The 22,611-nt window shown below is 72.3% G+C and carries 22 protein-coding genes and 1 pseudogene; 14 read left to right on the top strand and 9 right to left on the bottom strand.

From position 1 onward, the window contains the following. Nucleotides 1-129: 129 nt before the first annotated feature. Entirely contained in the window at nt 130-1,233 is a 1,104-nt protein-coding gene (locus ACIP6U_RS23915) for a mechanosensitive ion channel family protein (protein ID WP_401721216.1), read from the bottom strand. Between the two features lie 332 nt (nt 1,234-1,565). On the opposite strand from ACIP6U_RS23915, the gene ACIP6U_RS23910 reads away from it, so the two are divergent. Then, nucleotides 1,566-2,102, top strand: coding sequence for an HNH endonuclease (locus ACIP6U_RS23910; RefSeq protein ID WP_124000013.1), 537 nt, complete (start codon nt 1,566-1,568; stop codon nt 2,100-2,102). A 111-nt stretch (nt 2,103-2,213) separates the two neighbouring features. Here ACIP6U_RS23910 and ACIP6U_RS23905 read toward each other — a convergent pair. The 3 genes and pseudogenes from ACIP6U_RS23905 to ACIP6U_RS23895 form a co-directional block, all read right to left on the bottom strand. Then, nucleotides 2,214-3,568: pseudogene (locus ACIP6U_RS23905) on the bottom strand (ABC transporter permease). A 257-nt stretch (nt 3,569-3,825) separates the two neighbouring features. Further along, a complete protein-coding gene (locus tag ACIP6U_RS23900) occupies nt 3,826-4,524 on the bottom strand; it encodes an ABC transporter ATP-binding protein (RefSeq protein ID WP_401721211.1) in 699 nt (232 codons plus the stop codon). Beyond that, complete coding sequence (locus ACIP6U_RS23895) at nt 4,521-5,054, bottom strand: PadR family transcriptional regulator (protein WP_401721208.1); 534 nt, start codon at nt 5,052-5,054, stop codon at nt 4,521-4,523. The genes ACIP6U_RS23900 and ACIP6U_RS23895 overlap by 4 nt, the downstream gene beginning before the upstream one ends. 180 nt (nt 5,055-5,234) lie before the next feature. Between ACIP6U_RS23895 and ACIP6U_RS23890 the strand changes: the two genes are divergently transcribed. The 3 genes from ACIP6U_RS23890 (at nt 5,235) to ACIP6U_RS23880 (ending at nt 7,907) form a co-directional block, all read left to right on the top strand. Beyond that, on the top strand, nt 5,235-5,447 hold the full coding sequence (locus tag ACIP6U_RS23890) for a hypothetical protein (protein WP_401721206.1): 213 nt from the start codon (nt 5,235-5,237) through the stop codon (nt 5,445-5,447). Between the two features lie 29 nt (nt 5,448-5,476). Further along, nucleotides 5,477-7,576 carry a 4-alpha-glucanotransferase gene (gene malQ, locus ACIP6U_RS23885; RefSeq protein ID WP_401721203.1) on the top strand — a complete coding sequence of 700 codons (2,100 nt, stop codon included), beginning with the start codon at nt 5,477-5,479 and terminating at the stop codon, nt 7,574-7,576. 67 nt (nt 7,577-7,643) lie between these two features. Further along, nucleotides 7,644-7,907: a hypothetical protein gene (locus ACIP6U_RS23880; protein ID WP_401721200.1), complete on the top strand. Its 264-nt coding sequence runs from the start codon at nt 7,644-7,646 to the stop codon at nt 7,905-7,907. Nucleotides 7,908-7,974: 67 nt separating this feature from the next. Here ACIP6U_RS23880 and ACIP6U_RS23875 read toward each other — a convergent pair whose 3' ends face one another. After that, the gene (locus ACIP6U_RS23875) at nt 7,975-8,553 is read right to left on the bottom strand and encodes a TetR family transcriptional regulator (RefSeq protein WP_401721197.1); all 579 of its coding nucleotides are present in this window, start codon (nt 8,551-8,553) and stop codon (nt 7,975-7,977) included. 119 nt (nt 8,554-8,672) lie between these two features. Here ACIP6U_RS23875 and ACIP6U_RS23870 point away from each other — a divergent pair, with 119 nt between their 5' ends. Continuing rightward, nucleotides 8,673-10,124 carry an FAD-dependent monooxygenase gene (locus tag ACIP6U_RS23870; RefSeq protein WP_401721195.1) on the top strand — a complete coding sequence of 484 codons (1,452 nt, stop codon included), beginning with the start codon at nt 8,673-8,675 and terminating at the stop codon, nt 10,122-10,124. Between the two features lie 38 nt (nt 10,125-10,162). Here ACIP6U_RS23870 and ACIP6U_RS23865 read toward each other — a convergent pair whose 3' ends face one another. After that, nucleotides 10,163-10,666, bottom strand: a complete 504-nt coding sequence (locus ACIP6U_RS23865; protein ID WP_401721192.1) for a MarR family winged helix-turn-helix transcriptional regulator — start codon at nt 10,664-10,666, stop codon at nt 10,163-10,165. Between the two features lie 106 nt (nt 10,667-10,772). On the opposite strand from ACIP6U_RS23865, the gene ACIP6U_RS23860 reads away from it, so the two are divergent. Next, complete coding sequence (locus tag ACIP6U_RS23860) at nt 10,773-11,765, top strand: EamA family transporter (RefSeq protein WP_401721189.1); 993 nt, start codon at nt 10,773-10,775, stop codon at nt 11,763-11,765. On the opposite strand, the gene ACIP6U_RS23855 is transcribed toward ACIP6U_RS23860, so the two are convergent. After that, the gene (locus ACIP6U_RS23855) at nt 11,753-12,646 is read right to left on the bottom strand and encodes an SDR family oxidoreductase (RefSeq protein WP_401721187.1); all 894 of its coding nucleotides are present in this window, start codon (nt 12,644-12,646) and stop codon (nt 11,753-11,755) included. The two genes, ACIP6U_RS23860 and ACIP6U_RS23855, sit on opposite strands and share 13 nt — an antisense overlap. Nucleotides 12,647-12,804: 158 nt before the next feature. Here ACIP6U_RS23855 and ACIP6U_RS23850 point away from each other — a divergent pair, with 158 nt between their 5' ends. The 3 genes from ACIP6U_RS23850 to ACIP6U_RS23840 all read left to right on the top strand — a co-directional run bounded on the left by ACIP6U_RS23850 (nt 12,805) and on the right by ACIP6U_RS23840 (nt 16,209). Further along, nucleotides 12,805-13,713 (top strand): LysR substrate-binding domain-containing protein, encoded by a 909-nt coding sequence (locus ACIP6U_RS23850; RefSeq protein WP_401721184.1) that lies wholly within the window; start codon nt 12,805-12,807, stop codon nt 13,711-13,713. Nucleotides 13,714-14,028: 315 nt separating this feature from the next. After that, on the top strand, nt 14,029-15,384 hold the full coding sequence (locus ACIP6U_RS23845; RefSeq protein WP_401721502.1) for a sigma-70 family RNA polymerase sigma factor: 1,356 nt from the start codon (nt 14,029-14,031) through the stop codon (nt 15,382-15,384). 66 nt (nt 15,385-15,450) lie between these two features. After that, complete coding sequence (locus ACIP6U_RS23840) at nt 15,451-16,209, top strand: SDR family NAD(P)-dependent oxidoreductase (protein WP_401721181.1); 759 nt, start codon at nt 15,451-15,453, stop codon at nt 16,207-16,209. A gap of 56 nt (nt 16,210-16,265) precedes the next feature. Here the strand turns inward: ACIP6U_RS23840 and pepN are convergent, their stop codons facing one another. Continuing rightward, nucleotides 16,266-18,839, bottom strand: coding sequence for an aminopeptidase N (gene pepN / locus ACIP6U_RS23835; RefSeq protein WP_401721179.1), 2,574 nt, complete (start codon nt 18,837-18,839; stop codon nt 16,266-16,268). 112 nt (nt 18,840-18,951) lie between these two features. Here pepN and ACIP6U_RS23830 point away from each other — a divergent pair, with 112 nt between their 5' ends. The 3 genes from ACIP6U_RS23830 to ACIP6U_RS23820 are packed head-to-tail and all read left to right on the top strand — an operon-like array spanning nt 18,952 to nt 20,035. Beyond that, complete coding sequence (locus ACIP6U_RS23830; RefSeq protein ID WP_401721176.1) at nt 18,952-19,425, top strand: DUF1203 domain-containing protein; 474 nt, start codon at nt 18,952-18,954, stop codon at nt 19,423-19,425. A gap of 45 nt (nt 19,426-19,470) precedes the next feature. After that, nucleotides 19,471-19,701 carry a type II toxin-antitoxin system ParD family antitoxin gene (locus tag ACIP6U_RS23825; protein WP_401721173.1) on the top strand — a complete coding sequence of 77 codons (231 nt, stop codon included), beginning with the start codon at nt 19,471-19,473 and terminating at the stop codon, nt 19,699-19,701. Continuing rightward, nucleotides 19,688-20,035 (top strand): type II toxin-antitoxin system PemK/MazF family toxin, encoded by a 348-nt coding sequence (locus tag ACIP6U_RS23820; RefSeq protein WP_401721170.1) that lies wholly within the window; start codon nt 19,688-19,690, stop codon nt 20,033-20,035. Before ACIP6U_RS23825 ends, ACIP6U_RS23820 begins: the two co-directional genes overlap by 14 nt. A 60-nt stretch (nt 20,036-20,095) precedes the next feature. Here the strand turns inward: ACIP6U_RS23820 and ACIP6U_RS23815 are convergent, their stop codons facing one another. Continuing rightward, nucleotides 20,096-21,112: an aspartate-semialdehyde dehydrogenase gene (locus ACIP6U_RS23815; protein WP_401721167.1), complete on the bottom strand. Its 1,017-nt coding sequence runs from the start codon at nt 21,110-21,112 to the stop codon at nt 20,096-20,098. A 211-nt stretch (nt 21,113-21,323) separates the two neighbouring features. Here ACIP6U_RS23815 and ACIP6U_RS23810 point away from each other — a divergent pair, with 211 nt between their 5' ends. Together ACIP6U_RS23810 and ACIP6U_RS23805 are read left to right on the top strand one after the other, a co-directional pair. Beyond that, on the top strand, nt 21,324-21,851 hold the full coding sequence (locus tag ACIP6U_RS23810; protein WP_123999994.1) for a sigma-70 family RNA polymerase sigma factor: 528 nt from the start codon (nt 21,324-21,326) through the stop codon (nt 21,849-21,851). A gap of 1 nt (nt 21,852) precedes the next feature. Continuing rightward, a complete protein-coding gene (locus tag ACIP6U_RS23805) occupies nt 21,853-22,578 on the top strand; it encodes a hypothetical protein (protein ID WP_401721163.1) in 726 nt (241 codons plus the stop codon). Nucleotides 22,579-22,611: the final 33 nt, after the last annotated feature.

Raw genomic sequence — 22,611 nt, 5'->3', positions numbered from 1 at the left:
GATCACTGTTAGGAAAGTTTCCTATTGGCTGGAAAGGAACGTAAGCCCGGTGCGAAGGGGGCGTCAATAGAAACCGCCCCCGAGGCAACAGACTCGTTACCTGGGGGCGGGTTTCGCGCTGGCCGCGGGCTACTTCGCGGGGGTCGAAGGCCGCTGCTGGACTATCGGCGACGCGGCGGCCGTCTGCGGGGAGTCCGCGTTGGCGTACACCGAGGGGGCCGCCACGGCCGCCGTCGGGTCGGGGGTCTCGCTCTCCTCGAGGGGGGCCGTGGCGCCGCCGACGATGCGGATGTCCGCCGCGTCGAAGGCACGCTTGATGCGCCAGCGCAGCTCGCGCTCGACCGAGAGGGACTTGCCGGGCATCGTCTTGGCGGTGACCCGGACGACCATCGAGTCCAGCAGGACGCTGTCCAGGCCGAGCACCTCGATCGGGCTCCACAGCAGCTCGTTCCAGGGCTCCTCGGCGGTCATCTTCTCGGCGACCTCGTCGAGGGTGGCCTTGACCTTGTCCAGGTCCTCGGACGCCTTGACGGTCACGTCGACGCCCGCGGTCGCCCAGCCCTGGGAGAGGTTGCCGATGCGCTTGATCTCGCCGTTGCGGACGTACCAGATCTCGCCGTTGTCGCCGCGCAGCTTGGTCACGCGCAGGCCGACCTCGATCACCTCGCCGGAGGCGACGCCCGAGTCGATCTGGTCGCCGACGCCGTACTGGTCCTCCAGGATCATGAAGACGCCGGAGAGGAAGTCCGTGACGAGGTTGCGGGCGCCGAAACCGATCGCGACGCCCGCGACACCGGCGGAGGCGAGCAGCGGGGCCAGATTGATCTGGAAGGTGCCCAGGATCATCAGCGCGGCCGTGCCGAGGATCAGGAAGCTCGCCACCGAGCGCAGCACCGAGCCGATCGCCTGGGACCGCTGCCGGCGCCGCTCCACATTGACCAGCAGACCGCCCAGCGCGGTGCCGTCCACCGCCTGCACGGTGCGCGTCATCCGGTCTATCAGCTTGGTGATCGCCCGCCGTACGACGATTCTCAGCACCCCGGCGATCACCAGGATGAGCAGCACCCGCAGGCCGATCGCCAGCCAGGTGGACCAGTTCTGCTCGACCCAGCTGGCGGCGTTGGTCGCGCTCTCCTGGGCGTCCTGGAGCGAGGGCACCGCCGGGGTCGTCGACTCCGAGGGGGTCGGCGACGGCGACGGGCCGGCGGCCAGTAGGACGGCGGACAAGGACACGGCAGGTACCTCCAGGTGCAGCCTCCGCCCCACCGGCCGGCGGTCAAGGTCTCGGGCTCTCAGGTCACGAAAAGGTCACCGGCGGGGCAGGTTCACCACACTATCGGGGCATCGTGTGTGGATTGTTGCCGTCTTCCGGGGAGGGACCGCGCCCGCACGGGGAAGTACAGGTGGGATGAAGCTTTCCCCGTCCGGGGCATGCTTCGGATGTGGTCGAAAACACTCCCAGCCCGTTACCGGGACATGGTGGCGCTTCCACCAGGCATGAGGGGAGACTGGCTACAGATCGTCCCGGCGCGAGCCACGCGCCGCCGACGCACAAGGAGGCATCCGTGCCGCACGTCCTGGTCCTCAATGCGTCGTACGAGCCACTCGGCGTCGTACCGCTCCGCCGCGCGCTCGTCCTCGTCCTGGAGAACAAGGCTGTCGCCTTGGAGGAATCCGGCGCCTTTATGCACAGCGCAACCGTCACAGTCCCCGCACCCAGCGTGGTCCGGCTCAAGCGATTCGTACGGGTTCCCTATCGGGGGCCCGTTCCTCTTACCCGGCGGGCGCTGTTCGCGCGTGACGGGGGCCGGTGCATGTACTGCGGTGGCGTCGCAACCAGCGTCGACCATGTCATTCCGCGCAGCCGCGGGGGCAAGCACGTCTGGGACAACGTGGTGGCGTCCTGCCGCCGCTGCAACCACGTGAAGGCCGACCGACACCTCTTCGAGATCGGCTGGCGGCTGCGCCACAAACCCGCCCCACCCTCCGGACTGGCCTGGCGCATCATCGGGACCGGACACAGGGACCCGCGCTGGATGCCGTACTTGCAACCGTACGGCGCGGAAGACGCTGTGGCCCGGATCGACGGCATATCCGCCTGACGATCCGGGCTTTCGCATATCCCCTGGTCAGCGGGGATACGGCGAATGCGGCACGGGGCCCTGTCCGCCCCCGGGAGCCCCTCGTGCTCCCGGGGGCGGACCGCCATGGGCTCACGCGTGCCGCAGCTCCGCCGGCCGGACCGAGCGACGCAGCAGGGGCAGCGAGGTGGCCGCCGCCAGCAGACAGGCCGCGTACACGGCGCAGGGGGCCAGGAGCGCGGTGAACGGCACGGGCAGGGAGTCCGTCGAGACGGCCGAGCCGTACCAGACGCCGATCGCCAGTCCGCCGAGACCGGCCACCGCGATCGCCGGGGTCAGCGGCAGCGCGGTCTCCAGGAGCAGCGCCCGGGCCAGTACGGAGTGCGGCACCCCGGCGGCGGCCTGCGCGGCCAGGCCCCGGCGCCGGGTGGCCAGGGACTCGGCGGTGCCGACGGCCAGGCCGGTCAGGACGAGCGCGAGGGCGACGAGGATCGCGGCGCCGGCGAGGTCGATGCCGGTCGTGTAGCGGGCCATGTGCGCCGCGGTGCCGCCCTCGCGGCGGCTTTCGTCCAGTTCCGCGAGCAGCACCTGCCGTACGCCGACGAAGCCCGAGCCGACGACCGTCACCAGCAGCACCGCCGCATGCGTACGGGCGGTGGCCCAGGGGTCCTCGCGCAGCCGTTCCGCCGCGATGAGCAGCGCGGGGCGCCCGGTGCGGGCCGCGAAGCCCTCGCCCAGCTGACGGGAGGAGGCGCCCGAGAGCCAGATCGCGGTGAGGCTGCCCAGCACCGCCAGGGCGATCACCGTGACCGGGCCCAGACCGAAGGAGACGGGACTGCCGGTCACCGGCGTCACGGCGATGACCAGCAGCAGCGCCACCAGCAGCCGGGTCACCGTGCGAAACAGCCGCCCCGGCCCCCGCACCGGCCGCGTCCGGCGCACCCGGCCCAGCGGATCGGCCACCACCCGGCGCAGCGACACCGCGCCCACGGCGGCGCCCAGCACCGGCACGGCCACGGCGACCAGCGCGATCCCGGCCCAGACCACGGCGGTCGGGCTCGGCCACGTGTCAGCAGCACCGGTACGAAGACGGCCGTGGCGAGCGCCGAACCGGCCAGCGCGGCGGGCCCCGACTCCAGCGCCGCGATCCGCCGCACCTGCCGGGGCGCGGCCCCCGCCAGTCGCAGCGCGGCCAGCCGCCGGTCCCGGTGCACCGCCCCGATCCGCGCGCACTGCCCGAGGAACCCGAGCACCGGAAGGAGCAGCAGCCCCAGCGCCAGGCTCACGTTCCGCCGGTCACTCGGGGAGTCGAACAGCCCGGACCCGAAGGACGCGGAGTACCACCCGTCCAAGGACAGCAGCGCTACGACCCCCAGCCCGATCCCCGTCGCCAGCGCCGCCCCCACCACGGTCAGCCCGACCCGCCACCACTCCCGTCGATCGGACCCCCGGGTGAGCAGCCAGGCAAGCCGCAGATCGGCAAGCAGCACGCTGCCGCCGGGCCTTCGGCGGGGGTGGGCGGCGCGGCTCCCACCCTGTCCGCCGGTTCGGGTGCCCCCGCTCACGCCGCCAGGACCGCTTGGGCGGGGGCGGGTGGTGTCGATGCCGGCAGGTCCGCCGGTTCCGGTGCCGCGGTCCCGGCCGGTACCTTGGCCGCCGCCGAGGGCGCCACTGCCCGGTCCGCCGGTTCCGGTGCCGTCGTTCCTGCCGGCCCCGCTGCCGTCGCTTCTGCCCGTGCCCCCGCTCACGCCGCCACCCCCTGTGCGGCCACGGCCCCGTCCGTCAGGCGTAGCTCTCGGTCCGCGTAGGCCGCCACCTGGTCGTCGTGGGTGATGAGGACGACCGCGGTGCCCGTGTCGCGGGCCGTGTGGACCAGGGCCGTCATCACCTGCTCGGTGGTGAGGGAGTCGAGCGCTCCCGTCGGCTCGTCCGCGAAGACGATCCGTGGAGTGGTCACCAACGCCCGGGCCAGCGCGACCCGTTGGGCCTGGCCGCCGCTCATCTCGCCGGGGCGCAGGTCTTCCTGGCCGCGCACCCCGAACCGCTCCAGCCACTCGTCGGCCCCGGCGTGGGCCTCCGTGCGCGAGGCACCCGCCAGCAGCAGCGGCAGCGCCACGTTGTCCAGCGCCGTCAGCTCGGGTATCAGCTGCCCGAACTGGAACACCACCCCGAACTCGGTCCGCCGCAGCTCGCTCAGCCGCTTCTCCGGCAGCTCGTCGAGGCGCTGCCCGGCATACGTCACCGAGCCCGCGTCCGGGCGGACGATCCCGGCGAGACAGTGCAGCAGCGTGGACTTCCCGCTGCCGCTCGCGCCGGTCACGGCGAGCAGTTCGCCGTCCCGCAGCTCGACCGACGCGCCGCGCAGGGCCTCGGTCCTGCCGTGCGCCTTGACGAGGTCACGGGCCGCCAGCAGCGGCACCGCCCCGCCCCCCTTGTCGCTCATGCTGCGTCTACCTCCGCGATCAGAGTGGTGAGCCGGACCCCCGTGGTGGTCATCCAACGCAGGTCGGCGTCAAGGTGGTTGAGGGCGTAGTCGGCCGAGAGCACGGTCGCGAGATCGGCACCGCGCGCGGTCTTCACCGCCGTCAGCTCCCGCATCCGTTCCATGTGGGCGGCGCGTTGGGCGCGCAGATACGCGTCCGCGTCACCGCCGGACAGGATCGAGACGACGACCTTGGCGAAGATCTCGTTCGTCACGAAGGGCGCGGGCGGGGCGATCTCCCGCGCCCACTCGGCCAGTTCACGCTCCCCCTCATCGGTCCAGCGGTACTTGGTCCGTTCCGGACCGCCGTCCGAGCCGGTGCCCTCGACCTCCGCGAGGCCGTCCCGGACCAGGCGCTGCAGGGTCGTGTAGACCTGCCCGTAGGCGAGCGGACGGGCCTGCGGGAAGCGTTCGTCGTGCCGTCGCTTGAGGTCGTAGCCATGGCTCGACCCCGAGGCGAGCAGCCCCAACAGGATGTGACGGGTGCTCATGGCGATCATTATGCACGCGATACATGTACTGAGTGAATAGTGGGGAGCGGCGGTGCCGGGCGACCCCACGCAGAATGTGAGGAAAGGCACGTAGTCCCCCGTCGTGCGTCTGCCACCGCGCCCGCTGGGTAGGCCTGCGGTAACCCGCAAGGTCGCCGTACCCGAAATAAGGAGGCCCCCGTGGCCGCACTGGCACACCCCCTCTCCAAACCCGAGGCGGATCCGTGCGTCTTCAGCTCGGAGGGCGCCTGCGCCGAGACCCCGCTGACCAGCGAACCTCCGCTGCCCGACGCCGAGCCCCTGACCAGTGAGCCGCCGCTCGCCGACGCGCCCTCGCTGACCAGCGAGTCGGCGCCGTTCGCCGACGTAGAGCCGGAATTCACGGCGCTGTAGATGACCGCGCAGGCGCCAGGAGGCCGAGGATGAGCGCGCAGGGGCCGGACGCACCCGAACCGTCCGCCGAGGACCCGTACGCCGAGGACCTGACCCGGCTGGCCGCGCTGTACGGCGTCGCCGGCTCCTACAGTCCGTCCCCGGACCGTACGGTCATGGCCTCCGCCACCGCCGTCACGCTCGCCCTGGCCGCCCTCGGCGTCGACGCGAGCACCCCGGAGGCGGCCCGCGCAGCGCTCGACGCCCGCGAGCGCGAACTGGCGGAGCGGCTGCTGCCGCCGACCGTGGTCGTGTGGAGCGGCGGTACGTCCGCCGCGCTCGACGCTCTCCCGGCCGGCACCCGGCTGCGGATCGAGACCGAGCAGGGCGAGACCCGCGCCGACACCGACCGACTCCCGCACGGCGTCCACCGGTTGACCGCCACCGCGCCCGACGGCCGCACCGCCGAGGCCCACCTGGTCGTCGCCCCGGCCCATCTGCCCACGCCCACGGGACGCTCGTACGGACTGCTCGTCCAGCTCTACTCCCTGCTCTCCGGGCGCTCCTGGGGCATGGGCGACCTGGGGGACCTCGCCGAACTGAGCGCCTGGGCAGGACGTGCGCTCGGCGCCGGCTTCATCCAGGTCAACCCCCTGCACGCGGCCGTGCCCGGACCGCCCACCGACCCGTCCCCCTACCGCCCCTCCTCCCGCCGCTTCCCCGACCCCGTCCACCTGCGCGTCGAGGACATCCCCGAGTACGCGTACGTCACCGAGCCCGAGCGGCTGCGGACGCTCCTTGAGCGGGCCGCGCGACTGCGTGAAGCGGTGCTCGAGAAGGATGAGTTGATCGACCGGGACGCGGTCTGGGAGCTGAAGCGAGAGGCGCTGGAGCTGATCCGCGAGGTGCCGCTCGGGCCGGGCAGGCGGGCGGAGTACGTCGACTTCCTGGCCCGCGAGGGCGAGGCGCTGGAGGACCACGCGACCTGGTACGCCCTCGCCGAGGTGCACGGCCCCGACTGGAGCCGATGGCCCGAAGACCTGCGCGACCCCCGCTCGGCCGAAACGGCGCGCGCCCGCGGCGAGTTGATGGACCGCGTCGACTTCCACTGCCGGCTCGCCTGGCTCACCGACGCCCAACTCACCGCCGCCCAGCGCACCGCACGCGCGTCCGGCATGCCCGTCGGGCTCGTCCACGACCTCGCGGTCGGCGTGCACCCGCTGGGCGCCGACGCCTGGGCGCAACAGGAGTACTTCGCGGCCGGCATGTCGGTGGGCGCCCCGCCGGACGCCTTCAACTCCCGCGGCCAGGACTGGGGTCTGCCGCCCTGGCGCCCGGACCGCCTGGCCGAGTCGGGCTACGCGCCCTACCGCCGGCTGCTGCGCGCCCTGTTCCGCTACGCCGGCGCCCTGCGCATCGACCACGTCATGGGCCTGTTCCGCCTCTGGTGGGTCCCACAGGGCCGCCCGCCCACGGAGGGCACCTACGTCCGCTACGACGCCGAGGCCATGCTCGCCGTCCTCGTGCTGGAGGCCGAGCGCGCCGGGTCCTTCGTCATCGGCGAGGACCTGGGGACCGTGGAGCCCGGCGTGCGGGAGGCGCTGCGCGAGCGCGGGGTGTTCGGCACCTCCGTGCTGTGGTTCGAACGGGACTGGGAGGGCGACGGCCGCCCGGTGCCGCCGGAGGCCTGGCGCACCGACTGTCTCGCCACCGCCACCACCCACGACCTGCCCTCCACCGCCGCCCGCCTCACCGGCGAACACGTCGAACTCCGCGACCGCCTGGGCCTGTTGACCCGCCCGGTGGACGAGGAGCGGGCGGAGGCGGCGGCGGACACGGGGGAGTGGCTGGCCCTGCTCGCCCGGCTCGGCCTGCTGCACGGCACCGGCGGTGGCCACGGCACCTCCACCGAGGAGGCCGAGATCCAGGCCGTGCACCGCTTCCTGCTGCGCACCCCGGCCCATCTGATCGGCGTCTGGCTCCCCGACACGGTCGGCGACCGCCGGCCGCAGAACCTGCCGGGCACCTGGGACCAGTACCCGAACTGGCGGCTGCCGATCGCGGACGCCGACGGGCGCCCGGTCACCCTGGAGGAACTCGCGGCCTCACCGCGACTGCACGCCCTGATCGAGGTGATCCGGGCGGGATGACCCCGGTGATTCCCCATACGGCACCCCGGACGAGCGTCCTCATTCGTCGTTCGATACTTTTGTGATCGTGGACAAGAAGAACGCCCTGCGCGCCGGCGCCCTGGCTGCCGGAACGACGCTGATGATGCTGCTCATGTCGTCCCCCGCGCTCGCGCTGACGCGCGACGACGGCGACGACCCCGGCAAGGGCCTCAGCGTCATCGAGACGCTGGGCCTCTACGTGCTGTGCCCGCTCGCCCTGTTCGCGATCATCGCGGGCCTGGTGCTGGCCCTGGACAAGTCCAAGGACCGTCAGCCGAAGACGAAGGCCCCGGCCAAGGCGAAGGTCTGACCGCACTCTTCAGTGAGGGCGCTGTTCCTGCGGTAGGTACCGCGAGGACAGCGCCCTCAGTGTGTTCTCAGGGGCTCGGCCTGGTCAGGTACCGCTGGACCGTGGGCGCCAGCCACGCCACGATCTCCTCGCGGGCCAGCGCCACGACCGGCGGCAGCCGCAGCACGTAACGGGTCAGCGCGAGCCCCAGCAACTGCGTCGCGCACAGCGCGGCCCGGGTCGGCACCTGCTCGGGGTCCGGGCACACCTGGCGGGCGACCGGCAGCAACTGGTCGCGGAAGATCGCCTGCATCCGCACGGCCCCGGCCTCGCTGGTGGCGCCGACCCGGAGCAGGGCGGTGAGCACCTCGCTCTCCTCCCACATGGCGAGGAAGTGCTTGACGAGGACCTCGCCGACGTCCTGTCGGCGCAGCGCGCCGACGTCCGGCAGCTCCAGGTCGACGGAGACGGCCGCCGCGAAGAGGCCCTCCTTGTTGCCGTAGTAGCGCATCACCATCGAGGGGTCGATGTGCGCGTCCTTGGCGATGGCGCGGATGGTGGCGCGCTCGTATCCGTCGGCCGCGAAGCGCTCGCGCGCGGCGGCGAGGATCGCGTCGCGCGTGCCGTCGGAGCGGCGGCGCGGGGCGTCTGTGGTGTTTCCGTTCATGCCTACGAGTGTAGGCCAACATGTGTTTGCCAACGAGTGTTGACTTGGTGCCGACGCGGGCCTATCTTCGTTAATGTCAACAGGTGTTGGCAAACAGGCGTTGGCATCAGGAGGCCACCATGCGTACCACTACCCCCGTCATCGTCGTCGGCTCCGGCCCCACGGGTCTGCTGCTGGCCGGTGACCTCGCCACCGCCGGCGTCCGCGTCACCCTTCTCGAAAAGCGCCCGCACGAACTCAGCAACCTCTCCCGGGCCTTCGGTGTGCACGCCCGCACCCTGGAGCAGCTCGACGCCCGCGGACTGGCCGAGCAGTTGCTCGCCACCGGCGACACCATCACCGGCCTGCGCCTCTTCCGCCGGCTCACGCTCGATCTGGGCACGCTGCCGTCCCGGTTCCCGTTCCTGCTGATCACCCCGCAGTACGAGGTCGAGCGGCTGCTGGAGCGACGGGCGCGCGAGGCCGGGGTCGCGTTCGAGTACGAGGCCGAGGTCGTGGGGCTGCGGCAGGACGACGAGGGGGTCGACCTCGACGTCCGTGGCGCGGACGGCACGGACGCTACCCGGCGGGCCGCCTACGTCGTCGGCACGGACGGCCACCACAGCGCCGTACGCCGGGCCGTCGGGCTGCCCTTCCCGGGTGTCTCCGTCATCAAGTCGCTGTTCCTGGCGGACGTGCGGCTGGCGCAACCACCCGAGGGCGTGCTCACCGTCAACGGCGCTGGCGACGCCTTCGCGATGATCGCCTCGTTCGGCGACGGCTGGTACCGGGTCATGGGCTGGAACCGCCGCAACGAGGTGGCCGACGACGCCCCGCTCGACCTCGACGAGATCAAGGAGGTCACCCGGCGCGCGCTGGGCACCGACCACGGCATGCACGACGCCCGCTGGCTCTCCCGCTTCCACAGCGACGAACGCCAGGCACCCGAGTACCGGGTCGGCCGGGTCTTCCTCGCGGGCGACGCGGCGCACGTCCACTCCCCGGCCGGCGGCCAGGGCATGAACACCGGCCTCCAGGACGCGGCCAACCTCGGCTGGAAGCTCGCCGCGGCCGTCCAGGGCCGGGCCTCCGAGGGCCTCCTCGACACCTACCAGTCCGAACGGCACCCGGTCGGCAAGGCGGTCCTGCGCAGCAGCGGCGGTCTGGTCCGGCTCGCCCGCGCGCAGAGCCCGGTGCTGCGCGCCGTCCGCGGCCTGGTCTCGGCCTTCGTCAACGTGGCCCGCCCCGTCCAGCGCAAGGCCCTCGCCCAGGTCTCCGGCCTCGGCTACGCCTACCCGTCGCCCCGAGGCGCCCACCGCCTCACCGGCACCCGCGCCCCGGACATCGCCCTGAAGGACGGCGGCCGCCTCTACGAGGCTCTGCGCGGCGGCCGGTTCGTACTGATCACACCGGACGAAGGGCGCGAGGGGTACGACGACCAGGGCGCCCGCAAGGACCTGCTCGCCGTGGAACGCTGGGCGAGCAGGCGGCGTACGACCCTGCTGGTGCGGCCCGACGGGTACGTGGCCTGGGCGGCGGACTCGGCGGACGCGCCGGCGATCGAGCGGGCGCTCGCCGCGCACGTGGGCTGACGGGTCCGGGCGGGGCTGGACTGGGCCGAACGGGCCCGCTACCGCTGGGTGTTCTGTGTCCCCGCGAGCAACTCCCTGAGCAGGTCGGCCAGTTGGCCGGCCTGTTCGCCGTCGAGGGTGGACAGGGCCTCCGCCTCGACGGCGAGACCGGCTGCGACCGCGCGGTCGACGATGTCCAACCCCTTCTCGGTCAGGGTGACTTGGAGGGCGCGGCGGTCGTGCGGGTCGGGGGAGCGGCGGAGCAGGCCGGCCCGTTCGAGCTTGTCGAGGCGGCCGGTCATGCCGCCCGTGGTGAGCATCAGCGTCGCCGAGAGCTGGCGGGGCGAGAGGGTGTGCGGCGCGCCGGAGCGCCGCAGGGTGGCCAGCACGTCGAACTCGCCGCGGGCGATGCCGTAGGGCGCGTACGCCTTCTCCATGCGGTCGCCCATCTCCCGGGAGAGCCGGAAGATCCGCCCGAAGACCTCCATCGCGGCGGTGTCGAGATCGGGCCGCACCGCCGCCCACTGCTCGACGATCGCGTCGACGGGGTCTTTGTGGGTCATGGGTCGAGTATCCGCCGTGGGTCGATCGGCCGCAAGAAAGTGGCTTGACGGTAAGTCGCTTAGCGCTAAGCTAATTAGCATCGACCTATCTCGAAGGGTGCGTCCCATGGCCACCGCAAGCCGGCGTCCGACCCTGCCCGTGCTCACCGTCCTCACCGCCCTCGCCCCCGTCTCCTGGGGCACGACCTACGCCGTGACCACGGAGTTCCTGCCGCCGGACCGGCCGCTGTTCACCGGCCTGATGCGCGCGCTGCCCGCCGGTCTTGTCCTGCTGGCGCTGGCCCGGGTGCTGCCGCGCGGCATCTGGTGGGCGAAGGCGGCGGTGCTCGGTGCCCTGAACATCGGCGCGTTCTTTCCGCTGCTGTTCCTGTCCGCGTACCGGATGCCCGGCGGGATGGCGGCGGTGGTCGGCTCGGTGGGGCCGCTGTTCGTGATCGGGCTCTCGGCGCTGTTGCTGGCGCAGCGGCCGACAGGGCGGGCGCTGGTCGCCGGGGCCGTTGCCGCGTTCGGCGTCAGTCTGGTCGTACTGAAGGCGGCCGGCGCGCTGGACCCCGTCGGCGTGCTGGCCGCCGTCGCCTCGACCGCTTCCATGTCGACCGGCACGGTGCTCACCAAGAAGTGGGGCCGGCCCGAGGGCGTGGGCCCGTTGGCGCTCACCGCCTGGCAGTTGACCGCGGGCGGCCTGCTCATGGCCCCGCTCGCGTTCCTGGTCGAGGGCGCCCCGCCGGCGCTCGACGGCCGCGCGATCGGCGGCTACCTCTATCTCGCCCTCGCCAACACGGCCCTCGCGTACTGGCTCTGGTTCCGCGGCATCGGCCGCCTCACCGCCACGCAGGTCACCTTCCTCGGCCCGCTCTCCCCGCTGACCGCGGCGATCGTGGGCTGGTCGGCCCTCGGACAGGCGCTGACACCGGTCCAACTGGCCGGGATGGCGCTGGCGTTCGGGGCGACGGTGGCGGGGCAGTTGGGGGCGGGGCGGGGTGGTCCGGTGAGGAAGGCGGCCGGCGCGGCAACTGTCCCGGTCGCCACCCCCGCCCCTGCTACTGCCTCTCCTACTGCCCTTGCCACCGTCTCTGTCGTCGCCCGTCAGCCGAAGTAGTGCCCCTCCTCCAGGTCCGCGATCAGACCGGGCTCCGTCGGTTCCCAGCCCAGGCGCTCGCGGGTCAGTTCGCTGGACGCGGGGATGTCCAGGGCGGCGATGCGGCCGATCCAGCCGAAGTGGGCGTCGGCGTCCTCGGGGGAGACGCCGTCGACCGGCAGGTCCAGCCGGCGGCCGATGGTCTCGGCGATGTCCCGGAAGGCGATGCCCTCCTCGGCGATCGCGTGCACCCGGGTGCCCGCCGAGGCCTCTTCGAGCGCCAGCCGGAACAGCCGGGCCGCGTCCAGGCGGTGCACGGCGGGCCAGCGGTTGGCGCCGTCACCGACGTACGCCGAGAAGCCCTTGGCGCGGGCGATCTCGATCAGCAGATGGACGAAGCCGTGGTCGCCCCGGCCGTGCACGGTGGGCGCGAAGCGGACGGAGGACGAGCGGACCCCGTGGTCGGCGAGGCCCAGGGCGGTGATCTCCGACCGCAGTCGGGGCGAGCCGAACCACTCGCCCTCCGGCGTGTAGTCCTCGGCCACGATGTGGCCGGGCCGCAGCCCCGCCGTTCCCGAGGAGATCGCGAAGGGCTTGCCGGAGCCTTCGAGCGCGGCGCCGATCGTCTCGATGGCCCGCAGGTCGGCCGCGCAGGACGCCTCGAAGTCCGAGAAGTCGTGGATGAACGCCAGATGGGCGACCGCGTCGGCGGACGCGGCGCCCTTGGTCAGGCTGTCGAGGTCGTCGAGGCTTCCGTGCAGCGCCTCGGCCCCGGCGTCCACCAGCGCCGCGGCGGACCGTTCCGAGCGGGCGAGGCCGGTGACCTGGTGACCGGCGGTGAGGAGTTCGCGGACCACGGCGGAACCGATGAAGCCGGTGGCGCCCGTGACGAATACGCGCATGGTGTGTCCTTCGGAGGAAAGGTGGGGCCGCGCCTCCGTGGAGAAGGAGGTGCCGTGCCTCCATCGTCCGAAGGGGCGCCCGTCCACGTCCAAAGCCTGTTTCGCATGGCGCAATACGTTTCGGGCATCACTCCAGGCCGTGGCGGTACGGTGGGAGCATGCCCTTCTCGGACGGCACCCCCGATCTCGACCTGGACCTCCGGCTGGTCCGCTACTTCACCGCCGTGGCCGAGCACCGGCACTTCGGCCGGGCCGCCGACGCGCTGCACACCACCCAGCCGTCCCTGAGCCGGCAGATCCGGCGCCTGGAACAGCAGGTGGGAGCCCGGCTCCTGGACCGCACCCCGCGGGGCACCCGGCTCACCGAGGCCGGCGAGGTGTTCCTGCCGCACGCCGAGGCGCTGCTGCACTCCGCGGCCCAGGCCGCCGCGCAGGCCCGCGCCGCCGCCCGGCCGACCCTGATCACCGTCGGCTACACCGCGGGCGTGATCGTCACCCCCGCGGTGCGCGAACTGCGTCACCGGCACCCCGATGCCGAGGTGGAGACCCGGCACCTGGGCTTCGGCGAGTCCCGTGAGGCCCTGCTCGACCACCGCGTGGACGCCGTCGTGACCCGACTGCCGCTGCCCAGCGCCGGGTTGGAGGTGACGGTCCTCTACGACGAGCAGCGGGTCGTGGTGCTCCCGCTCGACCACCGGCTGGCCGGCAAGGAGTCCGTCACCGTCGACGACATCGCCGACGAACCGCTGCCCCGGATCCCCGGCGCCGATCCCGCGTGGGAGGCCTTCTGGCGCCTGGAACCCCGCCCGGACGGCGGCCGCGCACCCGACGGGCCCGTCGTCGGCGCCCTGGAGGACAAGTTCGAGGTCGTCGCCGACGGCCGGGCCGTGGCCATCACCGCCCACCCGCGCGGCCGGGCGATGCGCCCCGACCTCACGGTCGTCCCCCTGACCGGCGTGGCCCCCGCCCAGGTCGCCCTGGCCACCCGCGCGGGAGACCGGGGCCGCCTGGTCACCGCGTTCCGCAAGGCGGCCCGGAGCCATCTCACGGGGCCGGAACCGACGTAGCTGCCGCCGGCTGCCAGGTGCGGTTGCCGGTGGCGGGGCGCTCCTGACGGCGTCGCGGTGCCTCGGCGGTACCGACTTCCGTGGCGCTACCGCCGTGCGACCGGGGCACAGCCCCCGCGACGGCGGCACCGACCTGGTGACGTCGGCAGTACCTCGCCGCGCCGGCGGCACCGCCTCCGTGCAGGCAGTGATCCCGACCGGCCCCGCGGCAGTGACACCCCCGCGACGCGATTCCCCCGACGGCGACGCCTCCGCCCGCCTCCCCTCGCGATAGCGTCACCTCGTCCCCGCGTGACGCATTTCCCGGAGGTGCCCGTGGTCGCCGACGTCTGCGCGGTCTGTGCGAAGCCGCTGCCCGCTCGTAACGGTCGTACGGGCCGGAGTTCCGTCTACTGTTCCGCCGCCTGCCGGCAGAAGGCCTACCGGGAGCGGCAGGGGGACGCCGGGGTCAGTGTGCACGGGCTGATCAAGGAGATCGGGCGGCAGGTGGAGGAGCTGGTGCCGCAGCCGCCTTCCGTCTTCTACTCCGGCGTGACGGAACTGTCGTCGTCCGTCGCCCGCCTCCGGCGCGTGGCCCGCACGGCCCGGGACACCGCACGGGAATCCGTCACGCCGGGTTCCGTGACGGAAGTCCCCGTGACGGAAGCCCCCGCGACGAAGACCTCGGCCCCGCACACCCCCGCCCCCCAACTCGCCCTCACCGAGACCGACTTCGCCGCGCTCACCGAGACCCATCGCCGTGAGATCCAGGTGCACTGCTACCGCATGTCCGGCTCGTACGACGACGCCGAGGACCTCGTGCAGGAGACCTTCCTGCGGGCCTGGCGGGCCCGGGACGCCTTCGAGGGGCGGGCGAGCGCGCGGACCTGGCTGTACCGGATCGCCACCAACGCCTGCCTCGACTTCCAGCGCCGTACCGCCCGTCGCCCGCAGCGCTACGAGCCCATCCCCGGCATGAACCACGGCACCGGCGAGGCCCCGGCCCGGCTGACCTGGCTCCAGCCCTATCCCGACGACGAGTTGCCCTCGGCGGAGGAGCAGCCCGAGGCCGCCGCCGTTGGCAAGGAGACCCTGGAGCTGGTCTTCCTCGCCGCCATCCAGCACCTCCCGCCCCGCCAGCGCGCCGTGCTGATCCTGCGGGACGTGCTCGGCCTCACCGCCGCCGAGACCGCCGAGGCCCTCGACCTGACCGTGGCCTCCGCCAACAGCGCCCTCCAGCGCGCCCGCCCCACCCTCCGCGACCACCTGCCCGACCGCCGTGGCGACTGGACCGCCGCCGCGCCCACCGACGCCCAACGCGCCGTCCTCCAGGGGTACATGGCCGCCGTCGAACGCCTCGACTTCGCCGCGATGACCGACCTGCTCAGCAAGGACGTCACGCTCACCATGCCGCCGAACCCCTTCTGGTTCACCGGCCGCGACGCCCTCGTCGAGTTTCTCCGGCCCAGCCTCGACCCGGCCTCCCCGATGTTCTTCGGCCACTGGCGCGCTCTGCCCGCCCGCGCCAACGGCCAGCTGGCGTCCGGGGGTTACGTCCGCAGGCCCGGCACGAACGTCTACCGCGCCCAGGTCCTGGACGTGCTCCGCTTCGACGCCGACGACCGGATCGTGGAGGTCATGTCCTTCGAGCCGCACCTCTTCCCGGCCTTCGGACTGCCGCTGAAACTCTGACCGATGACTGATCCCGGTGGTGTGCGTCTGTATCGGTGTCAACGAACACCACTTCAGGAGATCACCATGCTGCTCACCGACAAGACCGCGATCATCTACGGCGCCGGCGGCTCCATCGGCTCGGCCGTGGCCCGTGCCTTCGCCGCCGAGGGCGCCCGGGTCCACCTCGTGGGACGCACCCGGGAGACGCTGGAGGCCGTGGCCGCCGACATCAAGGACGCCGAGGTGGCCGTCGTCGACGCGCTCGACGAGGCGGCCGTCGAGGAGCACCTCGCCCGTGTCGGGGACGTGGACGTGTCCTTCAACCTCGTCTCGCGCGGCGACGTCCAGGGGACGGCGATCACCGAGATGCCCGTCGACGACTTCCTGCGGCCGGTGATCAACGGCACCCGCGCCAACTTCATCACCGCCCGTGCCGCCGCCCGCCGTATGGCCGAGCGCGGCTCCGGTGTCGTCCTCACCCTCAACAGCGGTTCCGCGCACGGCAGTCCGATGATGGGCGGCACCGGCCCCGCCGACGCGGCGACCGACAGCCTGGTGCGCAACCTGGCGATGGAGCTGGGCCCGCGCGGAGTGCGCGCCGTCGGCCTGTGGGCCGCGGGCATCCCCGAGACGCTCACGATCGAGAAGCTCGGCAAGGTCAACCCGGACCTCAACGAGGCGGCGATCCAGGGGATCCTCGGCCATCTGTCGAGCCTGCGCATGACCCGCCGCAACCCCACCCTGGCCGAGATCACCGCGACCGCCGTGTTCCTCGCCTCGGACCACGCGGCGAGCATCACCGGCACGTTCGTCAACGTCACCGGCGGGATGTTCCCGGGATGACGGCGAAGGGCGCCCGGCGGATCGCCGGGCGCCCCTCATGGCCGTAGCGGAACCGCCTACGAAGCGGCCGCGTCCGCCGCCTGCGCCCTCAGCGCCCGCTCCACGCCCGCGCGGGACTCGGAGATCAGGCGGCGCAGCGACGCTCCCGGCTCGGCCGAGGCCAGCCAGGCGTCCGTGCGGTCCAGGGTGTCCTGGGAGACCTGGATCGACGGGTAGAGGCCGACCACGATCTGCTGGGCCATCTCGTGCGAACGCGACTCCCAGACCCCGCTCACGGACTCGAAGAACTTCGCCGTGTACGGCGCGAGCAGCTCGCGCTGGTCGGTCTGGACGAAGCCGCCGATGACCGCCTCCTGCACGGCGTTCGGCAGCTTGTCGGACTCGACGACCGACGCCCAGGCCTCCGCCTTCGCCTCGGCGGTCGGCCGGGCCGAACGGGCGCTGGCCGCGTGCCGCTCACCGGCCGCCGTCTTGTCCCGCTCGTACTCGCCGGCGATCTCGGCCTCGTCGAACCGGCCGACCGCGGCGAGGCGTTGCACGAACGCCCAGCGCAGCTCGGTGTCGACGGCCAGGCCCTCGATCGTCTGCGTGCCCTCCAACAGGGCGTCCAGCAGGTCCAGTTGCTCCGGCGTACGGGCCGTGGCCGCGAACGCCCGGGCCCACGCCAGCTGGTGGTCGCCGCCCGGCTCGGCGGACCGCAGATGGGCCAGCGTCGCGTCGGTCCAGCGGGTCAGCAGCGCCTCGCGGGTGGACGGGTCGGCGTACAGCTCGATCGCCAGCTTCACCTGGCGGTGCAGCGACTGCACGACACCGATGTCCGACTCCTTGCCGATGCCCGACAGGACGAGGGAGAGGTAGTCGCGGGTGGCGAGTTCGGCGTCGCGGGTCATGTCCCAGGCCGAGGCCCAGCACAGGGCGCGGGGGAGGGAGGACTCGAAGTCGCCGAGGTGCTCGGTGACGAAGGCCAGCGACTGCTCGTCCAGGCGGACCTTGGCGTACGACAGGTCGTCGTCGTTGAGCAGGATCACGTCCGGACGGCGCTTGCCGACCAGCTGCGGTACGGCCGTCAACTCGCCGTCCACGTCCAGCTCGACGCGCTCGTCGCGCACCAACTTGCCGGTGTCCTCGTCGAGTTCGTACAGGCCGACGGCGATGCGGTGCGGGCGCAGGGTCGGCTCGCCCTTGGCTCCGGCCGGGAGCGCCGGGGCCTCCTGGCGGACGGCGAAGGCGGTGATGACACCGTCGGCGTCGGTCTCGATCTCGGGGCGCAGGATGTTGATGCCGGCTGTCTCCAGCCAGGCCTTCGACCAGGCCTTCAGATCCCGGCCCGAGGTCTCCTCCAGGGCGCCGAGGAGGTCGGACAGGCGGGTGTTGCCGAAGGCGTGGCGCTTGAAGTACGCCTGCACGCCCGCGAAGAACTCGTCCATGCCGACGTACGCCACGAGCTGCTTCAGGACGCTCGCGCCCTTGGCGTACGTGATGCCGTCGAAGTTGACGAGCACGTCGTCGAGGTCGTTGATCTCGGCCATGATCGGGTGGGTGGAGGGCAGTTGGTCCTGCCGGTAGGCCCACGTCTTCATGGAGTTGGCGAAGGTCGTCCACGAGTGCGGCCACCGGGAGTCCGGGTGGTAGGACTGGCAGGCGATCGACGTGTAGGTGGCGAACGACTCGTTCAGCCAGAGGTCGTTCCACCACTCCATGGTGACCAGGTCGCCGAACCACATGTGGGCCAGCTCGTGCAGGATCGTCTCCGCGCGCACCTCGTAGGCGGCGTCCGTCACCTTGGAGCGGAAGACGTACTGGTCGCGGATGGTCACCGCGCCCGCGTTCTCCATCGCGCCCGCGTTGAACTCCGGCACGAACAGCTGGTCGTACTTCTGGAACGGGTACTGGTAGTCGAACTTCTCCTGGAACCACTCGAAGCCCTGCCGGGTGACCTCGAAGATGGCGTCGGAGTCGAGGAACTCGGCGAGCGAGGGCCGGCAGTAGATGCCGAGCGGCACGCTCTGCCCGTCCTTCTCGTAGACGCTGTGCACGGAGTGGTACGGGCCGACGATCAGCGCCGTGATGTACGACGAGATGCGCGGCGTCGGCGCGAAGACCCAGACGTCGTCCTTCGGTTCGGGCGTCGGCGAGTTGGAGACGACGGTCCAGCCGCTCGGCGCCTTCACGGTGAACTGGAAGGTCGCCTTCAGGTCCGGCTGCTCGAAGGAGGCGAAGACGCGGCGGGCGTCCGGGACCTCGAACTGGGTGTAGAGGTAGGCCTGGTTGTCGACCGGGTCGACGAAACGGTGCAGGCCCTCACCGGTGTTGGTGTACGCGCAGTCCGCGACGACCCGCAGGACGTTGCGACCCTCCAGCAGGCCGGGCAGCGCGATCCGGGAGTCCGCGAAGACCTCGGCGGGCGCCAGCGGCTCGCCGTTCAGCGTCACCTCGTGGACCGCCGGGGCGACCAGGTCGATGAACGACTCGCTGCCGCCCTCCGCGACATCGAAGCGCACCGTGGTCACGGACCGGTAGGTACCGCCCTCCTGCGCGCCGGAGAGGTCGAGATCGATCTCGTACGAGTCAACGGTCAGCAGCTTCGCCCGCTGCCGCGCCTCTTCGCGAGTCAGGTTTGTGCCAGGCACGCGGTCATCTCCTCGTTATGTGTGGGTTGCGCCATCCTTCCACGGGACCTGACGGGAACGCGATGTCCATTTCCCGCCGGTGAGCGGGCGGGCCGAGCGCGAGCCTGGAGTCATGACGACCTACACCGCACGACCCGTCGACCCGACGGTCCTGAAGGAGCTGCGCTCTGCTGACGACGCGGGCGCCCGAATGGTTCCCGTGCTCGACGAGGAGGGCGGCGCCCCCCTCCGCTGCTGCCTCCGCCGCAGCGAGCCGGGGGAGCGGATCGCCCTGGTCTCGTACGCCCCACTGCGCCGCTGGGCGGCGGAGACGGGCGCGGAGCCGGGGGCCTACGACGAGCAGGGGCCGGTGTTCGTCCACGCCGACGACTGCGCGGGGCCGGCGGCCGGCTCCGGGTACCCCTTCGCGAACGCCCACCGCGTCCTGCGCCGCTACTCCGCCGACGGGCGGATCCTGGGCGGCCGGCTGGTCGAGACCCCGGACGACGACGCCTTCCGAGACGCCTTCGACGACCCGTCCGTGGCACTGGTCCACGTCCGGGCCGTGGAGTACGGCTGCTTCCTGTACGAGGTGCACCGAGGGTAGGGCATCTAGTAGGCAAGCTGGTCATACCTGAGGTACCGTAGGGGTATGAAGATCAGTGTGAGTCTTCCGGAGGAAGATGTCGCTTTCGTTGACGAGTACGCCGTCCAGAAGGAGGCCGAGTCCCGATCCGCGGTGATACACGCCGCCATCGAGCTGTTGCGGCAGTCGCAGCTGGAAGGGCAGTACGCGGCGGCGTTCGCCGAGTGGGACGCCGGCGAGGACGCCGCGTTCTGGGATCAGTTCTCGGGAGACGGACTGACCGATGAAGCGCGGTGAGATCTACCTCGTCGACTACGAGCCCGCGCGCGGGAGCGAGGCCAACAAGGCGCGTCCGGCCGTGATCGTGTCGAACGACGGTGCCAACGCGGCGGTGGCGCGCACGGGACAGGGCGTCGTGACACTCGTGCCGCTCACCTCGAACACGTCCCGGGTGTACCCCTTCCAGGTGCTGCTGCCCGCGGCGGAGTGCGGTCTTCCCAAGGACTCCAAGGTCCAGTGCGAGCAGATCCGGGCGCTCGCGCCGGAGCGGCTGCTGCGCACGATCGGCTCGGTGCCCCGGCAGCGCATGGCCGAGATCGACGCGGCCCTGCGGCGGCATCTGGCGCTCTGAACAGACGAAGGGGCGCCCACCGGCGATCGGTGGGCGCCCCTTCCGCGTACGTGCCCCGCGCTACGCGCTCAGCTCCGCCGCCACCAGCTCCGCGATCTGGACCGCGTTCAGGGCCGCGCCCTTGCGGAGGTTGTCGTTGGAGATGAAGAGGGCGATGCCGTTCTCGGCCGTCTCGTCGGCGCGGATGCGTCCGACGTAGGACGGGTCCTGGCCGGCCGCCTGGAGGGGGGTCGGGATGTCGGAGAGGGCCACGCCCGGGGCGCCGCCCAGCAGTTCCGTGGCGCGCTCCGGCGTGATGGGGCGGGCGAAGCGCGCGTTGACCTGGAGGGAGTGGCCCGAGAAGACCGGGACGCGGACGCACGTGCCGGAGACCTTCAGCTCCGGGATCTCCAGGATCTTGCGGGACTCGTTGCGGAGCTTCTGCTCCTCGTCGGTCTCGTTCAGGCCGTCGTCGACGATCGAGCCGGCGAGCGGGAGCACGTTGAAGGCGATCGGGCGCTTGTAGACCTGCGGCTCGGGGAAGTCGACCGCGCTGCCGTCGTGCGTCAGCTTGTCCGCGTCGGCCACGACCTTCTGCGCCTGCCCGTGCAGCTCCGCCACGCCGGCGAGACCGGAACCGGACACCGCCTGGTAGGTGGCGACGACCAGCGCCTCCAGACCGGCCTCCGCGTGCAGCGGCTTCAGCACCGGCATCGCGGCCATCGTCGTGCAGTTCGGGTTGGCGATGATGCCCTTGGGCCGGTCCACGATCGCGTGCGGGTTCACCTCGGAGACCACGAGGGGTACGGCCGGGTCCTTGCGCCACGCCGAGGAGTTGTCGATCACGACCGCGCCCTGCGCGGCGACCTTCTCCGCCAGCGCCTTCGAGGTCGCGCCGCCCGCCGAGAACAGCACGATGTCGAGACCGGAGTAGTCGGCGGTCGCCGCGTCCTCCACCGTCACCCCGTCCAGGACCGTCCCCGCCGAGCGGGCCGAGGCGAACAGACGCAGCTCGGTGACCGGAAAGTTCCGCTCCTTGAGGATGCTGCGCATGACCGTGCCGACCTGACCTGTGGCTCCGACGATTCCGACCCTCACAGCGACTCCCTTACCTGTTCCTGTACGTCTGCGGCGTTTCCATCATGCGGCCGACCCGGGTCAGCCTGTCCAATTCTTTGCCGCGCATGCCCGAGGAATGGGACGCCGGCCGCGTGGTGTGACGTACGCCTCCAGAAAATTTCCCGGGCCCGCGCCGAACGTTTCCGGGCCCGCCGGCGTCGTAGAGGAAACGTGGTGAGGGGGGTGGCTTGTGCTGCGCAGAAAGGCCCGCCGTGCCCAGAGGGACGATCACGGTGATCCTCTGGACGCGGCTCAGGAACGCCGGGTGAGAGCGGTGCTCGCGCTCGGCGGGGTACCGCAGGCGGACCTGCCGGACGGGGTGCAGCAGGTCCGCCTGCGGCTCCTGGAGCGGGCGGCCAAGGGCGACGAGGCCCCGCGCGACGTGTCCGCGTGGGCGGCCGTCGTCGCCTCCAACCTGGCCATGGACTGGCATCGCGCCAAGCGTCGCCAGGAGCGGATCGGCGAGCGGCTGGCGTCCCTGCGCCAGCTGGAGCACCCCTCGGGCGAGGACACCAGCGTGCTCTCCCTCTCCGTCGCCCAGGGCCTGGACGAGCTGCCCGACTCCCAGCGCCAGGTCCTCGTCCTGCGGTTCTTCGCCGATCTGCCGGTCCGTTCGATCGCCGACGAACTCGGCATCCCCGAGGGCACGGTCAAGAGCAGACTGCACACGGCGGTACGGGCCCTGCGCACCCGCCTGCACGAGGACGAGGTGGTGTGAGATGACCGCCGAACACAACGACACCGACGCGCTCATGGCCGCGATCACGGGGGAGTCTCCCGCACCGGGGGTCCGGACCGACGACACGTTCATGACCGAGTTCCGCGAGGCCGAGGCCGATGTGGCGCTGCTGCGCGAGCAGTTGGGGCTCATCGGGGACGCGCTGGCCGACCTGGAGCAGCCGCGGAAGAAGCCCGTTGCGGTACGGGCACCCCGCGACCTGCGGCGGGTGCGCAGGTTCGCCTTCGCCACCGTGGCCGTGGCCGCCGCCGGGACCGTCCTGGTGGGGATGGGCTGGCTGCTGGCACAGTCCGGCGGCGGGGCCGACGCGACCAGCGACTCCGCGGGCGACAAGGCGGTGAGCTCCGAGGCGGACTCCGCGGCGGGTTCCCCCTTCACCAGCCCCGGCTTTCTCGCCTGCGCCCGTCTGGTCGTCGAGGGCGAGGTCGAGAGGACGGCCTGGGTGCACGGCACGTCGGGCCGACAGCGGATCACCCTGGACGTGACCCGCGCGTACAAGCCGGAGAACACCGCCGGGCAGGTCACCGTCGTCCTCGAGGAGGGCGCCGCCATCAAGAGCCTGCACAAGGGCGAGCACGTCCTGGTGGGCGTGCAGAAGGGATCGTCCGTCGCGGACTACGTGGTCGTCGGCGAGAGCTCGGTCGCCCGCGAACGCGCCGGGATCCTCCGGGCGCTGCCCGAGTCGGCCCACGTGCCCTGCGAATGAGGAAGGGCGCGTGAGAAAGGGCGGGCGCCCGAC

The sequence above is a fragment of the Streptomyces sp. NPDC088794 genome, from assembly GCF_044750545.1.
Classification (GTDB): Bacteria; Actinomycetota; Actinomycetes; order Streptomycetales; family Streptomycetaceae; genus Streptomyces.
This window is presented reverse-complemented; position numbering and strand designations above follow the sequence as displayed.

What these genes read in the sequence shown, in the direction of transcription:
- ACIP6U_RS23900 (WP_401721211.1), bottom strand. Translation starts at nt 4,524, where the DNA reads ATGAGCGACAAGGGGGGCGGGGCGGTGCCGCTGCTGGCGGCCCGTGAC.
- ACIP6U_RS23895 (WP_401721208.1), bottom strand. Translation starts at nt 5,054, where the DNA reads ATGAGCACCCGTCACATCCTGTTGGGGCTGCTCGCCTCGGGGTCGAGC.
- malQ (WP_401721203.1), top strand. Translation starts at nt 5,477, where the DNA reads ATGAGCGCGCAGGGGCCGGACGCACCCGAACCGTCCGCCGAGGACCCG.
- ACIP6U_RS23875 (WP_401721197.1), bottom strand. Translation starts at nt 8,553, where the DNA reads ATGAACGGAAACACCACAGACGCCCCGCGCCGCCGCTCCGACGGCACG.
- ACIP6U_RS23870 (WP_401721195.1), top strand. Translation starts at nt 8,673, where the DNA reads ATGCGTACCACTACCCCCGTCATCGTCGTCGGCTCCGGCCCCACGGGT.
- ACIP6U_RS23865 (WP_401721192.1), bottom strand. Translation starts at nt 10,666, where the DNA reads ATGACCCACAAAGACCCCGTCGACGCGATCGTCGAGCAGTGGGCGGCG.
- ACIP6U_RS23860 (WP_401721189.1), top strand. Translation starts at nt 10,773, where the DNA reads ATGGCCACCGCAAGCCGGCGTCCGACCCTGCCCGTGCTCACCGTCCTC.
- ACIP6U_RS23855 (WP_401721187.1), bottom strand. Translation starts at nt 12,646, where the DNA reads ATGCGCGTATTCGTCACGGGCGCCACCGGCTTCATCGGTTCCGCCGTG.
- ACIP6U_RS23850 (WP_401721184.1), top strand. Translation starts at nt 12,805, where the DNA reads ATGCCCTTCTCGGACGGCACCCCCGATCTCGACCTGGACCTCCGGCTG.
- ACIP6U_RS23840 (WP_401721181.1), top strand. Translation starts at nt 15,451, where the DNA reads ATGCTGCTCACCGACAAGACCGCGATCATCTACGGCGCCGGCGGCTCC.
- ACIP6U_RS23830 (WP_401721176.1), top strand. Translation starts at nt 18,952, where the DNA reads ATGACGACCTACACCGCACGACCCGTCGACCCGACGGTCCTGAAGGAG.
- ACIP6U_RS23825 (WP_401721173.1), top strand. Translation starts at nt 19,471, where the DNA reads ATGAAGATCAGTGTGAGTCTTCCGGAGGAAGATGTCGCTTTCGTTGAC.
- ACIP6U_RS23820 (WP_401721170.1), top strand. Translation starts at nt 19,688, where the DNA reads ATGAAGCGCGGTGAGATCTACCTCGTCGACTACGAGCCCGCGCGCGGG.
- ACIP6U_RS23805 (WP_401721163.1), top strand. Translation starts at nt 21,853, where the DNA reads ATGACCGCCGAACACAACGACACCGACGCGCTCATGGCCGCGATCACG.